We start from the raw sequence: 15617 nt of genomic DNA on the forward strand, positions 1-15617 counted from the left end.
GGTTTTTGGCATCAATCTTCGTCGTCGTGCTCGTCATCATCATCCATCACGATCGGGCAGTCGAAATCATCCGGTTTAAGCACCAGCAGGTCACACTTCAGATGATCGATCACCTGTTCCGCCGTATTGCCGATAAACGCGGCAGAAATACCGGTGCGGCCCAGAGTACCTAACACCACCACGCCAGCCTGCAAATGCTCGGCCAAATCCGGGATCACTTCTTCCGGCAAGCCTTTCTCCACGTGGGTGAACTCTTCGTTGATATGGAATTTTTGCCGTAGCGCCTTCATGGCGATCAGATGCTGCCCGCGTATGGCATCGTTATAGATACTAGGGTCAAAATCGGGCAGTTCTATGGCGATATTGATCGGGGTCACCGGATAGGCGCCCACCAGGTGCACTTCGGTTTGATTGACGTTCTGCGCCAATTCGAGGGTTTCTTTTACTAACCGGATATTGAGGGGATCGTGGTAAGGCTCTTCGCTGGACAGATTGACCGCCACCAACGCTTTACCTCCTTCCGGCCAGGGCTGGTCTTTTACCATCCATACCGGACAGGGACACTTGCGTAGCAGATGCCAGTCGGTCGGGGTAAAGATCACGGATTCCAGCCGGTCGTGCTGATGGGCCATTTTCAACAGCAAATCGTGGTTGCCGCTCAGCACTTCCTGAATAATCGCCTCATAAGGGCGATTGTGCCACACCACTTTGATTTCAATGGGGACGCCGTCCTGCAGATAGAAACGGCATTGTTCATTAATCCACGCCGCCCGTTGGCTGATCACCCCTTGCCGCATCGCCGTTCTTTCGTCTGGGGAAAGCAGGGTGGTCATTTCGTAAGAGAAATCATAAATAGGCAGGAAGGCTTTAATCCGCCCGCCGTTGCGCTTGATCAGGTAAACCGCCCGGCGCAGCGCCGGCTGATCGTCCTGATTGGGGTCAATAGCCACCAGAAGATTCTGATACTTCGCCATAGGGCCTCCTTACAGCTGTAGATCAACAGTCTGTTGTTCACTTACAGAGTAACCCAACATTGAAAAACAGAACAGCGGCAGAGGGGGGCGGGGCCAACAATTTCAGTGAATTATTGGCCCGCTAGCGGATTAGGCGTTAACAGAGATGTTGATACGTGAGGTGCCAGCCAGTTGTGACAGGGCGTCGACGTTTTCGATGGTGATGTATTTGCCTTTTACGCTGAGGATTTCGCTTTTCTGGAAGCGTCCCAACAGGCGGCTGATGGTTTCTACCGTCAGGCCCAGATAGTTGCCGATATCGCCACGGGTCATGGTCAAACGGAACTCACGCGGTGAGAAACCCCGTTCGGCAAAGCGGTGCGACAGGTTATAGACGAAAGCGGCCAGGCGCTCTTCGGCATTCTTCTTCGACAGCAGCAGGATCATATCCTGGTCGCCTTTGATCTCACCGCTCATCAAACGCATGATTTGCTGACGCAGATTAGGCATTTTGCCTGAAAGATCGTCCAGCGTTTCAAACGGGATCTCACAAACCATGGAGGTTTCCAGCGCCTGGGCGAAGCTTGGATGTTTCAGACCACCGATGGCGTCAAAACCGACCAGATCGCCCGCCAGATGGAAGCCGGTGATTTGTTCGTCACCCTGTTCGGTAATGGTGTAGCTTTTAATGGTCCCGGAGCGGATGGCGTACAGCGATTTCAGCTCGTCACCGGCTTTAAACAGCGTTTGACCCTTCTGGATCGGCTTTTTCCTCTCGATGATGTTGTCGAGTTGGTCCAGCTCATGCGTATTCAGCGTAAAAGGAATACACAATTGGCTGATGCTGCAGTCTTGGCAATGGATCGCACAACCACCAGACTGGATACGACGAATCACGCGTTTTTCCGGGATCATAGATTAAGCTCACGCAATAATTGATATGAGTCAATTTTAACATCTTTTCTGGCAGGTGATAAGTACAGCAGGAACAAGATAAGGGGCATTTTGTGTGCATTTTAAACAGCGGGGTTGCTCATCAATCTGTAGCATACTGATGTTTAGTGGTTTATCGACTTCGGAAAAGCCAAGCCGATGTTGATTGAAACCATATAAAAAACGAATAAACCCCACAATATCATCGTGGTTTCGCGACTAATCTTAATTTTAATCGGGGAAATGGCGGGCGGATGACCTTCATCAGTGATGGTCACGCTAGTTAACGAGTAAATTTTTCAACACAAATTTGTACGGTGAATGGGCCAGGCAGCCATGGGTAAATGTAGAGCGCTGCATGCTGCGCCCGCTGAGCGGCGTGCAGCGCCCCCACATTCAGATTAGGCCGTATTTTTTGCCAAGGCGTCGTTGGCCGGGGCATAGCTTGGGACGTTGTTATGCCCTGGCTGATCGACTTTAACGATCAGCGTCAATACCGCCGCTACCAGATATAAACCGGTATACACCCACACTACGCCGACGATATCAAAGAACGGCAGCACTATCGAGGCGATGGCCGGGGCAGCAAAGTTGCTCAGGCCTGCGGAAAGGTTATAGATCGAGATGGCTGCACCCTTGTGGTTTGGTTCCAGCACCGGGAACACCGCAGTCATCGGCACAAACGCCGCAACGGTGATCCCGAGCATTATCGCTGGCACCAGGGCGATCCAGAAGTTGTGGCCAAAGTGCACCGGCAGGTAGTAAAACGCCAGGCTGGAGATGGCACAGCCGACGCAGCCAAACCAGCGTACCTGACGCAGCCAACCGATTTTCTCCCCCAGAATGCCCCACATGATGTTGGTGAAAATGGTGACAAAGAAGAACACCGCCCAAATCTGCAACCATTCGGACATGCTAAAGCCCAGCCGGCCGACGTACAGCATCGGCATGATCACCGCAAAGCCAAACAGCGACAGCGTGTTGATGATGCGTATCAGGCAGGAGAGGAAAATATTGCGGTTGGTAAACAGGATCGTCACCGCGCGGGAAAGCTCCTTGAGTTTCTCCTGCGGCGACAGGTCGGCCTTGGCGCTGGCCTGACCCACGTTGCGCAGCAGGAACATCGCCATCAAGCCACCGGCCGCCACCCAGGCAATGGCGAACCATAAGGTGCCGGTTTCGCCCATCAACGGAATGGTGAAGCTGGGCAGATAGCTACCGACGCAGCCGATGCCAATCGAGTACATCGCCCAGAACCAGCCCATCGCGGAAGAGAGCTGCTGTTTCGGGACGTTCTGTACCACCAACATCACAAACGAATAGATAAACAGCGGGTAAGCCAAACCACGGATGCCATAGAACAGCAACATCAGCGGGTAGTTACGCATTCCCAGGCCAAACAGCATAAACAGCACGTGCATCACCAACCACAGGATAAAGCCGATGCGCATCGCCTTTTGTGGTGTGATGATTTCGGCCACCACGCCGGAGCTCCAGGCCGCCAGCGCCGCCGCCAGTCCGTATACGGTAAACACCAGCGCCGACTGTGCTGGCGTGAAGCCCATATCGGTGATGTGTTTAGAGAGAAAAGCCATTTCAAAGCCATCGCCGCTCATGAAAATGGCGATAGCGATGTAGCCCCAGAACAGGTTCATCGGCAGGCCGAACCAGTGTTTATGTGTTTGTGGCATAGCAAACTCCAGGATAGATGTAAGGGTACAGTCTTATTATTTTTTACCGCGCCGGGATCAAGCCCGGCGCAGGGCCAATTGTTGTTGATAAAGTTGACGGTAGGTGGCCAGACGCTGCGCAAGCTGAGGCTGGCGCTCGCCGTCCGGCAGGAAGCGCCGATCGATGGCGGGTTTGTGGCAAATCTGTTCCACCGTTCCGCCTACAGCCAGCCATCCCAGACGTGCTGCGCCCAACGCGCCGCCAGCTTCGCCTCCCAGATGGGTGACCACTGGCAGGTCAAGTACGTCGGCCATCAGCTGTGCCCAATGCTCGCTGCGAGCACCGCCGCCGATCAGCGAGCATTGCGTCAGCCGGGTTCCTGCTTGCGAAAGCACGTCCAGACCGTCGGCCATGCCGAAGGCCACTCCTTCCAGCACGGCATAACCCATTGCCGCACGCTGATGGCTGTGGGTCAGACCGTGGAATGCACCAGTCGCCAGCGGATCGTTGTGCGGCGTCCGTTCACCGGACAGGTAGGGCAGAAAGATCGGCGCCAGGCGTTGTTCCGCCAGGTTCATCTGGGCAATTTCGGCCAATAGCGTCGGTTCATTGCTGCCCACCAACTGGCAGAACCAGCGTAGGGCACTTGCGGCGGTAAGCATGACGCTCATCTGATGCCAGCGCTCGGGCAAGGCATGGCAAAACGCATGGACGGCAGATTGCGGATTGGGGCGGAAGCGATCGTTGACGGCGAACAGCACGCCGGACGTCCCCAGCGAGATAAAGGCATCACCTGGATTAACCGCACCAATGCCCACCGCACTGGCTGCGTTATCACCGCCGCCTCCGGCGATAATGATGTTGTCATTCAGGCCCCAGGCGCGGGCGATATCGCCTTTCAGTTGGCCGGAGACTTCGCTGCCCTCAACCAGGCGCGGCATCTGGTCGCGGTTGAGGCCACAGGCGGCCAGCAAGGAATCTGACCAATCTCGCTTGCCCACGTCGAGCCACAGCGTGCCCGCCGCGTCAGACATATCGGACACCTTGTCGCCACTCATCATCCAGCGCAGGAAGTCCTTGGGCAGTAACACGGTGGCGATATTGGCGAAAATCTCTGGTTCATGTTTAGCCACCCACAGCAGCTTGGGCGCGGTAAACCCGGGCATCGCCAGATTACCAGCAATTTCATGCAGCTCCGGTGCGTTCTGCGTCAACTGTTTGCACTGCTCGGCACTGCGGGTATCGTTCCATAAAATGGCCGGGCGCAACACTTGATTATCACGGTTGAGCAGCACCGCGCCGTGCATCTGGCCGGAAAGCCCCAGCGAACGAATATGCGGCCACTGTTGCGGAATTTTGGCGCGTAAACGGCTCACTACCGCCTGCGTGGCCCGCCACCAATCGGCCGGATCCTGCTCTGCCCAGTGAGGATGCGGGCGCTGTACCTCCAGCGGTTCACCGGCGCTGGCGATCAGGGTGCCATTGTCATCTATCACCACGGCTTTGATTTCTGAGGTGCCTAAATCGAGTCCTAGATACATGGTCTGCTCCCGTTACTGCGCCAGCCAGTGGTTAACACGCTCGATGGATTGGCGCAGCAGTTGGCTAAAGGCACTGCTGTGGGCCAAAGTGCTGAACAATTTTTCATCTGAGGCAAACACCGCCACCGGATCGGCCGCTGAGAACATCTGGTGAACGGCCGCTGCGTCCAGAATGCCGTCCTGGTATTCATACGGCAGTTGGCCTTGGTGCCAGCGCTGCATAAAGACGAAGAACAGGGCAGGCAGCATAGCCGTGGCTTGCGGTACTTCACCGCGCTGATAGCACTCTTGCAGCGTTGGGGTGATAAAGCCTGGGATTTTGGAAAAACCGTCTGCGGCGACGCGCTGGTTGGTATCGCGGATATAGGGATTGCTGAACCGCTCCAGAACCACGTCACGGTAAGCGGCCAAATCGAGCGGGCTAGGCGTCAGGGAAGGGATCACGTCCTGGGTAACATAGTCGTAAGCCAACTGGTGGATAGCCGGGGTGCCGGTGCTTTCATGAATATAGCTTTGACCAATCAGCGTACCGGCCCAGGCAATGCAGCTATGGCTGGCGTTGAGGATGCGGATCTTGGCTTCTTCATAGGGCAGCACCGAATCGACCATCTCAACGCCGACGTTCTCCAGGGCTGGGCGCCCGTTGATAAAGTCATCTTCGATCACCCATTGGATAAACGCTTCTCCCATCACCGGAGCACGATCCTGGAACCCGGTAGCCTCGGCGACCCGCTCGGCAACTTCTGGCGCTGGCCGTGGCGTGATGCGGTCAACCATGGTGTTAGGGCAGCGGGTGTGGCTATCGATCCAGGCGATCAGTTCCTGTTCTTTACGCAGTTGCAGGAACTGCATCAGGCCGTGGCGGAAGCGTTCACCGTTATGACGCAGGTTGTCACAGTTGAGTAACGTGACAGGGTCACCATTAAGCTGCTGTCTGCGTGCCAGCAGTTGCGCCATGGTGCCGTAAATGGTGCGGCAGGCGCCCAGCAGATCGGCCTGAATATCGGCATTGGTGCGATCCAGATTGAACTGGTTATCCAGATAATAACCACCCTCGGTAACGGTGAAGGAAATGACGCGGGTCTCTGGTTTGGCCCCCTGCGCAGTCAAGGCTGCCAGCTCGTTATCCCAGGGAATGACCTTGCTGATGGAGGTAATGGTTTCATACTGACGCACGCCTTGTGGGGTGACGGTCTCCAGCACGTATTGGCCGTTCTGTTCGGCCAGCGTATTCAGCAACGGCGTAGCGTCATCACGGATATTGGCGAGGGCAATCGACCAGCGGCTATCGCCAGCGGCAATCAGCCGATGGAGATACCAGGCCTGATGAGCACGATGGAAAGATCCGGCACCGATATGTAGCCAAATGGCCTGGGAAGAGTTCACTGGTTTGCTCATAACGTTCTCCGCTAAGGTTAATTTAGGGCATCGGCCCATTATTGGGGCATTTGCTCTTTGTTGGCGCTAGGTTAATTAAACTTTTGCCCTTTAAATGGGCTTTAGCTCACAAAAGCGTAAACTGACCTCACTGAGCCGTATGAATGCCAGTAAAATGGGGCTATCACGGGGAACGGATGAAACGACATGGTCAAACACGATAAGAAACTGGATCAGGCGGCGCGCGCGGCCTGGATGTATTACGTGGCCGGGCAGACCCAGAACGAGATTGCCGAGGCGTTGGGCGTATCGCGCCAGGTCGCACAGCGGCTGGTCGCATTGGCGATCGACAGCGGCCTGATCAGCGTTAATATTTCCCACCCGGTAGGGCGCTGCATGGAGTTATCGGCCCGTCTGTGCGAACGCTATGGCTTGGCACAGTGCCAGGTCGTACCTAGCCAGGGAATGGACAGTGCCGGGATCAACCGTGCGGTGGCGGTGGCTGGGGCCGAAGTGATGGCGCAATTTTTACGTAGCGAGCAGCCCTTGAACATCGGGGTTGGCTCTGGGCGCAGTCTGAAGGCGGCAATCGATGAGTTGCCGGAATTGGAGCGGCCGCAACATAGCTGCGTTTCGCTGATCGGGGCGATCGCGGCCGACGGCTCCTGTACCCGCTATGACGTCCCGTTGTGGATGGCGGAGAAAACTCAGGGCCGCTACTTTATCCTGCCCGCGCCGCTGTTTGCCGATAGCGAACAGGACCGCGCCCTGTGGTGCAACCACCGCATTTACCGTACGGTAAACGAGAAGGCCAGCCAGGCAGATGTGACTTTTATCGGCATTGGCACCATCGCATATCACTGCCCGCTGCATAAGGACGGTTTTATCACCGCAGAGGATGTCGATCGCCTTGCCGCGGCTAATGCGGTAGCTGAAATGCTGGGGCATTTTATCGATCCGCAGGGCCAACGGGTGGCCAGCGAACTCGATCGGCGGCTGACCAGCGTCAATCTGAGCCAGCAGCCGGAAAAACCGGTGATTGCCCTGGCCGGTGGAGCGGACAAACATCAGGCCATTCGTGCTGCGTTGCTAGGCCGCTGGATCAACGGCCTGGTGACGGACGAGGAAAGCGCGTTGGCGCTGCTGGCCGATTAAATCAGATCCTGGGGCAGGAAACCTTCGTGTTTCAGCAGCCATTGTTTGCGCTGCACCCCTCCGGCATAACCCGTCAAAGCGCCTTGTGAGCCGATCACCCGGTGGCAGGGCACCACGATGCTGATTGGGTTGGTGCCGTTTGCCATGCCGACGGCGCGTGAGGCCGTTGGGCGGCCAATATGTTTGGCCAGTTCCCCATAGGTGATGATCTCCCCACAAGGAATTTTCCGCAGCTGCTGCCAGACAGTGCGCTGAAACTCGGTCCCCGCGGTCATTACCGGTACGTCGTCAATTGCTGCCAGCTCGCCGGCAAAATAGCGCTGCATAATATCCGTCAGGCCGCCTGGGTTGGCTTGTTCCTGCAACGTATAGGGGGCCGCACGATAATGGCTGTTGAGCAGCTTGATCAGGCGAGCCTCGTGATCGGTCCAATCCAGTGCGCGCATCCGTCCTTGCTCATCCCCGATCAACACCAGTTCACCGACCGGCGTCGGCATACGATCAATAAAAAAGGTCTGCATGTTGTTCACTCCTTGCGTTTGATGCTGCGATTATTACATGAAAAAGCCAGAGGTGATGGCGGATTTCGGACATGCTGATGGAGCGGGTCAATAGCAAAAAAAGAGGGTTACCCATTATAGGTAACCCCCGAGAGGCACATCGCTAAAAATGTTTTTAAAATAACAAAAATAATTTTAATGGATCAATTGTATGATAATAAATTCCGTACTTAAGATTAGTTATAAGATAGCGTAATTCGTTGCAGAGAAGGTTGATTGGCTACCATTTCACTTACGGGTGGTGACATTAATTCTGAGCCCATATTGTCCAAGGGCATTTGGATAAATTCATTCGTTTTGGCCGCTGTTTCACGATAGCAGTTGGATATATATTGACCGCCACTGCGCGCAATCTCACAGGTGGGGGCACTGATTTTGCCGGAAAACTGGATACTTCCCGTCATGGCGCTGTTGCTAACATTATGTTTTGCATGCAGTAAGAAGGGTGCAGCGGTTAACATGGCCAAAGTGGCAATAATATATTTCATAAGCTATTCCTATTAGCATAAAGTAAAACCACCCATTAACAAAAAATTGCTATTTCCCGATCAAATTAACGGGTATTACCGGGCGGTTTAATTTCCAACGTTACTATAATAAGTTGAATAAAAAATATTAACGACATCGTTCGTTAATTGAATTTAATAGTAGGGATGGGCAGCAGGTAAAACTATGATTTAGATCATAGTGCAGGGGGTTTAACGGTGGAATGAGGAATAAAAGTCAGCAATGTGAGAATAATAACATTTTTTATGCTGCTTATAATAACGCTGGTTACTTTAAATATCGAAAAAAAAGTAATGGCCGCATTTTTATCTGGGTACTGCGGCCATCACTTTACTCTTCAGAGTTACAGCATGCCGGCGCTGCCACAGATACGGATTTTTTCTGCCACCACCTCTTTCATCGCCAACTTGCCGGGGACGATGTACTTACGCGGATCGTTGGCTTCCGGATGTTGGGAGAAGTAACTCTTAACCGCATCGGCAAACGCGATTTTGAGCTCAGTCGCCACGTTCACCTTACATACCCCGAGCGAAATGGCGCGCTTGACCATCGCTTCCGGAATACCGGAGGCGCCATGCAGTACCAGCGGGATCTCCAACTGTTCACGGATCAGTGCCAGACGGTCAAAATCCAGCTTGGGTTCCCCGTGGTATAGCCCATGGGCTGAACCGATGGCGACGGCCAGGGAATCGATCCCGGTGGCCGCAACAAACTCGCGGGCGGCGTTGGGGTCGGTATAAAAGCCGTCTGCGGCATCGACAATCAGATCGTCTTCCTGGCCACCCAGACGCCCCAGTTCCGCCTCAACACTGGCCCCATAGCGATGACACAGTGCGACGGCCTGCGCAACCAGCGCGATATTCTGCTCAAAAGGCAGGTGTGAACCATCGATCATCACCGAGCGGATCCCGGATCTGACCTTGGTGGCGATATCCTCGAGTTCTTCGTGATGATCCAGATGCAACGCCAGCGGCAGGTCATGGCGTTTGGCCGCCGAGCGGCAAATCCCCACCAGATAATCGGTTCCTGCATAGCTGAAGGTACCCGGCGTACCGGCCATAATCACCGGGGATTGCAGTTCGGCGGCGGTTTCCGCTATCACCTGCACCGTTTCAAGATTGTGTACGTTGAACGCGGGCACGGCATAGCCCTGTCTTTGCGCTTTCAGCAGCATTTCACGGTTGGATATCAGGTACATGGCGCCTCCTTACAGCACGGCAGCAGAGTATGGGTAAATAGTGACGCCTTTTACCACGCGGTTGACTTCACCGGTTGGGCAAGGGTTATCCGGCGTCAGGCCGCGCGCCAGCGAAGTTTCAAATGCCAGCATCTGTGCGAACAGCAAATAGGGGAACAGCAGCCAGATATCATCGGTGGGTTCCGGCCGATCGGCTGCCGAGTTGCCAGGCGCGACGATCTGTCTGGCCAATCCGTCACGCTGCAATTCATCCCACAAATCCTGCTCATAACGGTGGGTGTAGCGATTACTTGATGGCATCAACAGCACCAACGTCTGCGGATCGACCATAAATTTTGGACCGTGGCGCAGGCCCAGCGGCGAGTCGTAGCGGGTGACGATCTGTCCGGCAGTCAGTTCCAGCATTTTCAGCGAAGCTTCTTCCGCCAGGCCGGTGAAGCAGCTACTGCCGAGTACGATGTAGCGGTTAAAGCCGCTGCTGGCCAGGGTTTTCACCTGAGATTGCTGCGTTTCACGCAGTGCTTTACAGCATTCGATCATCTGCGCCAGCGGTTGGCGGGCATCGTCTAGCGAATAGGGACCCAATAGCAGCGCGGTGCTCAGCATCATGCAGCTGAAGCTGGAAGTCATGGCAAAGCTCTGGTCGTTTGAACCTTGTGGCATCACCAGGGCGCAGACGTTTTCACGGCCATGCGCATAGTTGGCCAACTGGCTATCCGGGTTACACACCAGCATCAGGTGATAGCAGTGGGGCAGCAACTGATCGGCCAGAGCCACCGAAGCGACGCTTTCCGGGCTGTTGCCGGAACGGGCGAAAGATACCATCAGCGTTGGGCGCGATGGGTCGAGAAATTGCAGCGGGTTGGCGACGATATCCGTCGTGCCATAGGCCGCAACGTCACGGCCGGTTTTTTCCCGCAGCCAAGGGGCCAAGGCCCGGCCGGCAAAGGCTGAACTGCCTGCACCGCATAGCACGATCTGTAAGCGGGGGTTTTGCAGCAGGGGCGTCAGGAATGCGGAGCATTGCTCCTGCTGGGCGACCAACTGCTGGTGCAGGGCGGCCCAAAGGTCCGGCTGCTGCCAAATCTCACGGGCGGTATGCAGCGCATGATGTTGCTCCAGCCAGTCCGCATCGTAAGAAAAATAACCTGTCATGATGGTAACTCCTTAAAAATACCGTGGTTAATACTCAATAAATACATGCTGATGCGGTGTGGGGGAGCTCACTGGTCGGCGATAATCACCTCGACCCCCAGATTTTGCAGCGCATGCAGGTAATTGGTCGGTATGCGGCTGTCGGTAACCAGCCGCTGGATCTGGCCTATCTCGCGGATCATGCAGAAACTGCTGCGGCCGAACTTGCTGGCGTCAACTACCGCAATCACTTCGCGCGCCACTTCGCACATGGCGCGGTTGAGCTGTGCCTCACCGGGATCTGGCGTAGTGATCCCGCCCACCAAATCAAAACCGTCAACGCCGAGGAAGAACTTATCAAAGCGATATTGGCGAATATGTTGCTCGGCAGCGGGGCCATACAGCGACCAGGATTTGCGGCGTACGCTGCCGCCGACCACCATCAGATCCACCTGCTCATTGCTGGCCAATTCGAAGGCAATATTCAAGGCGTTGGTCATCACCACCAGGTCTTTCTTGCCTGCCAACTGCGTGGCCATCTGGCTAGTGGTGGAACCGGAATCGAGAATGATCGCATCACCGTCATTCACCAACTCGGCTGCGGCACAGGCAATGGCGAATTTCACATCGCGGTTGATGCGCCCCTTGTCCTGTAGCGGGCGATCGAAGGCGAACTGCTTGTTGAGCATCGCACCGCCGTAGGCACGCACCGCACAGCCACTTTTCTCCAGGTGGCGCAGATCGCTGCGAATGGTGACGGTAGAGACGGCAAACTGGCTGCTCAACTGTTCCACGCGCACCGTGCCTTCGCGACATAGCTGGTCGATAATTAATTCCCGCCGTTTTACGGTATTGATCATTAATACGTGACTCCTGATTTACCCGTAGCAAACCCCGGCCGAGGCATAGTGGCCTCAGCAAGTCTTACGGGCGTATTTTCAGTCTTTCGTTGCAAATTACAGCAAACGAAACCGCGCAACGCAATCGAAAAATTTAAATATAATCTTATATTTCAACTGGTTATTTCATTATTGCCTTTCGGTTGGGCATCAACTGAAAGCACCATGAAATTAAACCGAAAACCGGTAATGCCTTATTTACCCGACTAATTTCACGTTTAACCTGTCGGTTAATTCCGCCGTGGATGAAAGCCACCCACGATCATTAAAGCGGGTGAGCTTTCCTTAATTATTTTATTGCCAGCTTTGGCGCAACAGTGCCGCACCGCGTACTCCGCTGCTGTCGCCATACACCGGGGGATAAACCATCGCCGGTTCAGTCCCCGGTAATAGCCAGCGGCTCATAGCGGCGGGCAGTTGGGCATAGAGTTCGCTCACGTTGGAAAGACCGCCGCCCAGCACGAAGGCATCTACATCCAGCAGGAGTTGCAGGCTGGCCAACGCGCTGGCCAGGATATCGATATAGATCAGCATCAGGTGCTGCGCTAACGGATCGCCTTGACGGTAGCTGGCGATCAGTGCCGGGACGTTGGCCGCGCGGTGGCCAAAGTGTTGGCTAAGGGCCAACAGACCGCTGCCGGAGACGTAACGCTCAAAGCAGCCGGTCAGACCGCAGTTGCAGACAAACAGCGGCAGATCGTAACGCTGTGCCAACTGGGCGGAGATCGGCGTATGACCCCATTCGCCAGCCAGCCCATTACGGCCCTTGTGTAGCCGTTTGTTCATCACCAGACCACCGCCAGCTCCGGTGCCGATGATGGCACCGAACACCACTTCCAGTTGCTCGGTCTGAGGCGTGCTGGCCTCCGAAAGGGCAAAGCAGCGGCAATCGTTTTCAATCTCCACGGGCCGTGACAGTTCCTGGGTCAGGTCGTCCGCCAGGCAGTGGCCGGTCAGGCAGGGGACGTTGACCGCCAACTGCCTGCGGCTGCGTGGATCGATGATCCCGGGCATTCCAATGCCGATAGTGCCTTGGGTGTGCAGGTTGCGATCGGCCTGGCTGACCAGTTGTGCGATGCAGGAGAGAAACTCGCGGTAGTCGCCGGTAGGCGTACTGACGCGCTGGCAGAACACCTGATTCAACTGGGCATCGTAGGCGGCCATTTCGATTTTGGTGCCGCCAATGTCGAAGCCATAACGCATAGCATGAGTTGCCACGGCTCTACTCCTTGCCCAAGGTGATGATCGCGTTTTCCCGGCGCGCGCGTTCGGCGGCAAACACCATCAGGTGGCTTTGCAGGGTCTCCTGCGGACCAGACAGCACCTGCGCCGGATCGTTGGCGCGCACGGCGGCAATAAAGTGCTGCATCAGATAATAGTCGCCACCGCCGTGGCCAGACATGGTGTGCAAATCCTCGGCCTCATCCACGTCATACTGCGTTTCCCGGTCGTCGAGGAAGGAGGTAATACGGATGTAGCGGCCATCGCCTTCCAGGCACCCCTGGCTGCCAAAAATGCGCGTCTTGCGATCTTCCATCCTGGTGAAGGCGGTCATGGTAAAGGCGGCGGTGCGGCCACCGCTGAACTGCATATTCACTACCTGATGGTCCACCACGTTGTTATCACAGCGGTAGACACAGCGGCCATAAGGGCCGTTACGCAGTGCGGCGATCAGATGCTCCTGATCGACTTCTGGCGTCAGTACCCGCAGGAAGCCCGGCGTCGCCTTGTGATTGTCGCCAAGGTAAATGCGTTTGGCGGAATAGGGGCATTCGGCCTCCACGCCGCAATCCAGGCAGTTATCCGCAGCGCCCTGAGGCTGATTCTCTTGGCGGAAGTGGCGTAAGCCACCAAACGAGCTGACCTGTTCGCAAGGGGTATCCATCACGTAGCGGATCCAGTCGATATCGTGACAGGATTTCTGTAACAGCATAAAGGCTGCCTGCTGGTCGTTGCGCCAGTTGCCGCGCACGAAGGAGTGGGCCTGATGCCAATAGCCCACCGGCTCCAGATGTTGCAGGCTGACGATGTCGCCGATCGCCTTATCGCGCAGCAACTGCTTGAGTTTCTGGGTATAGCGGGTATAGCGCAGCACGTGGCCCACGGAGAATATGATCCCCTGACGCTCGACTTCTTCCACGATGGTGCGGCACTCACTTTCATCCGGTGACAGCGGCTTTTCCAACAGCATGTGGTAACCCTGTTTGGCGAAGGCCAGAGCCGGTGCCAGATGCAAGGTGTCCTGGGTACAAATCATCACCGCATCGGCCAATTTGCCCGCCGCTACCGCCTGCTGCCAGTCGGTAAACACGTTTTCGGGAGTAATGCCGTGTTGATCCACAAACTGCTGGCGATAGGTATCGCGCGGTTCAGCAACTGCCACCACCTGCATCAGATCCGGGTGAGCCAGCGCATAGCGTGAGTAAATCTCTCCGCGCGCACCGGCACCAATCACCAAGACGCGTACCGGACGACCGTTATAGTCATTAGACATTGCAAATTGCTCCGTATTATCCCAATGAATGGGTAGCGTTATTATTCAGGTTGTCTCCGCTGGCCTGATCGAACAGGTGGGCGCGGGTCAAATCAAACGTCAGATGGATCTGTTCGCCGAGGCTGGGTTCCCAGTCGGGTTGGGAGGCAATACGCAGCACGAAGCGCAATCCGGCCAGTTCGCAATGCAGCAACTCTTCGTTACCCATGCGTTCGATGGTGACAATCCGTGCAGGGAAGCAGTTACTGGTGCCGGCAGCGCACAGGCGCAGGGCTTCGGGGCGTATCCCCAGGCAAACGCGTTGATGCGGATAGTCTGCCAACTGCTTTTCCAGCGCAGGCGGCAGGGTTAGCAGATAATCATCGTCGATACGCAGTTGCGTGCCCTGAGCACTGCGTAGCAGATCCAGATCGTGCAGATTCATCGATGGGCTGCCGATAAACTCGGCGACAAAACGGTTGGCAGGGTAGTGATACAGGTTGATTGGCTTGTCCACCTGCATGATGGTGCCCCGGTTCATTACGCAGATACGGTCGCCCATGGTCATCGCTTCGACCTGATCGTGCGTCACATACACCATGGTGGCGGCAGCGCCTTCCTGTTTCAGCCGGTTGTGCAGTTCGATGAGCTGCACACGCATGGAAACGCGCAGCTTGGCATCCAGGTTGGAGAGCGGTTCGTCGAACAGAAACACCTTGGGTTTACGTACGATGGCACGCCCAACCGCCACGCGCTGGCACTGGCCACCAGAGAGTTGGCCGGGCTTGCGGTGCAGCAGGTTGGTGATTTCCAGCTTCTCGGCCGCATCCTGCACCCGTCGGTCAATCTCCGCCTTGCTCTCCTTGCCAATCAGCCCAAAGGCCATGTTCTTGTAGACGGTCATATGCGGATAGAGCGCATAGTTCTGAAACACCATCGCGATACCACGATCTTTGGGCATGGTGTCGTTAACGCAGCGATCGTGGATCATGATCTGGCCTTCGCTGACGCTTTCCAGCCCGGCAATCATGCGCAGCAGCGTGGATTTGGCGCAGCCGGAAGGGCCGACAAACACCATAAACTCACCGTCTTTGATATCCAGATCCACGCCATGTAACGCCCGGAAACCGTTGGGATAGACCTTTTTCACACTGTTTAATTGAATACCGGCCATGTCTGTTTACCTTATTGTTCTCGGTTAGCCTTTAACACCAGC

General features: G+C 55.6%; 14 protein-coding genes. 1 reads left to right on the top strand and 13 read right to left on the bottom strand.

Features of this window, described 5'->3' with window-relative positions:
- Positions 1-11: 11 nt before the first annotated feature.
- From uspE to dalD, 5 genes are all read right to left on the bottom strand, one after another.
- On the bottom strand, positions 12-974 hold the full coding sequence (gene uspE, locus ACRDCA_RS19345) for a universal stress protein UspE (protein ID WP_438690981.1): 963 nt from the start codon (positions 972-974) through the stop codon (positions 12-14).
- Between the two features lie 129 nt (positions 975-1103).
- Positions 1104-1868 (bottom strand): FNR family transcription factor, encoded by a 765-nt coding sequence (locus ACRDCA_RS19350; RefSeq protein ID WP_025119111.1) that lies wholly within the window; start codon positions 1866-1868, stop codon positions 1104-1106.
- Positions 1869-2287: 419 nt separating this feature from the next.
- Positions 2288-3577, bottom strand: coding sequence for an MFS transporter (locus ACRDCA_RS19355; protein ID WP_438690982.1), 1290 nt, complete (start codon positions 3575-3577; stop codon positions 2288-2290).
- 57 nt (positions 3578-3634) lie between these two features.
- A complete protein-coding gene (xylB, locus tag ACRDCA_RS19360) occupies positions 3635-5098 on the bottom strand; it encodes a xylulokinase (protein WP_438690983.1) in 1464 nt (487 codons plus the stop codon).
- Positions 5099-5110: 12 nt separating this feature from the next.
- Positions 5111-6496 (bottom strand): D-arabinitol 4-dehydrogenase, encoded by a 1386-nt coding sequence (dalD, locus tag ACRDCA_RS19365; protein WP_438690984.1) that lies wholly within the window; start codon positions 6494-6496, stop codon positions 5111-5113.
- 186 nt (positions 6497-6682) lie between these two features.
- Between dalD and ACRDCA_RS19370 the strand changes: the two genes are divergently transcribed.
- Positions 6683-7630: a sugar-binding transcriptional regulator gene (locus tag ACRDCA_RS19370; RefSeq protein ID WP_438690985.1), complete on the top strand. Its 948-nt coding sequence runs from the start codon at positions 6683-6685 to the stop codon at positions 7628-7630.
- Here ACRDCA_RS19370 and ogt read toward each other — a convergent pair.
- The 8 genes from ogt to ACRDCA_RS19410 all read right to left on the bottom strand — a co-directional run bounded on the left by ogt (position 7627) and on the right by ACRDCA_RS19410 (position 15575).
- Positions 7627-8151: a methylated-DNA--[protein]-cysteine S-methyltransferase gene (ogt, locus tag ACRDCA_RS19375; protein WP_438690986.1), complete on the bottom strand. Its 525-nt coding sequence runs from the start codon at positions 8149-8151 to the stop codon at positions 7627-7629. The two genes, ACRDCA_RS19370 and ogt, sit on opposite strands and share 4 nt — an antisense overlap.
- A gap of 215 nt (positions 8152-8366) precedes the next feature.
- Positions 8367-8678: a hypothetical protein gene (locus tag ACRDCA_RS19380; RefSeq protein WP_438690987.1), complete on the bottom strand. Its 312-nt coding sequence runs from the start codon at positions 8676-8678 to the stop codon at positions 8367-8369.
- 362 nt (positions 8679-9040) lie between these two features.
- The gene (locus tag ACRDCA_RS19385; protein WP_438690988.1) at positions 9041-9895 is read right to left on the bottom strand and encodes a tagatose bisphosphate family class II aldolase; all 855 of its coding nucleotides are present in this window, start codon (positions 9893-9895) and stop codon (positions 9041-9043) included.
- A 9-nt stretch (positions 9896-9904) separates the two neighbouring features.
- Positions 9905-11050 carry an SIS domain-containing protein gene (locus ACRDCA_RS19390; RefSeq protein ID WP_438690989.1) on the bottom strand — a complete coding sequence of 382 codons (1146 nt, stop codon included), beginning with the start codon at positions 11048-11050 and terminating at the stop codon, positions 9905-9907.
- A gap of 68 nt (positions 11051-11118) precedes the next feature.
- Complete coding sequence (gene agaR / locus ACRDCA_RS19395; RefSeq protein ID WP_025119102.1) at positions 11119-11889, bottom strand: transcriptional repressor AgaR; 771 nt, start codon at positions 11887-11889, stop codon at positions 11119-11121.
- Positions 11890-12222: 333 nt separating this feature from the next.
- On the bottom strand, positions 12223-13131 hold the full coding sequence (locus ACRDCA_RS19400; protein ID WP_438691015.1) for an ROK family protein: 909 nt from the start codon (positions 13129-13131) through the stop codon (positions 12223-12225).
- A gap of 19 nt (positions 13132-13150) precedes the next feature.
- A complete protein-coding gene (locus ACRDCA_RS19405; protein ID WP_438690990.1) occupies positions 13151-14422 on the bottom strand; it encodes a Gfo/Idh/MocA family protein in 1272 nt (423 codons plus the stop codon).
- 16 nt (positions 14423-14438) lie between these two features.
- A complete protein-coding gene (locus tag ACRDCA_RS19410) occupies positions 14439-15575 on the bottom strand; it encodes an ABC transporter ATP-binding protein (RefSeq protein WP_438690991.1) in 1137 nt (378 codons plus the stop codon).
- Positions 15576-15617 lie beyond the last annotated feature (42 nt).

Origin of the sequence: Serratia sp. (in: enterobacteria) (genome assembly GCF_051654945.1) — a bacterium.
Taxonomy (GTDB): Bacteria; Pseudomonadota; Gammaproteobacteria; order Enterobacterales; family Enterobacteriaceae; genus Chania.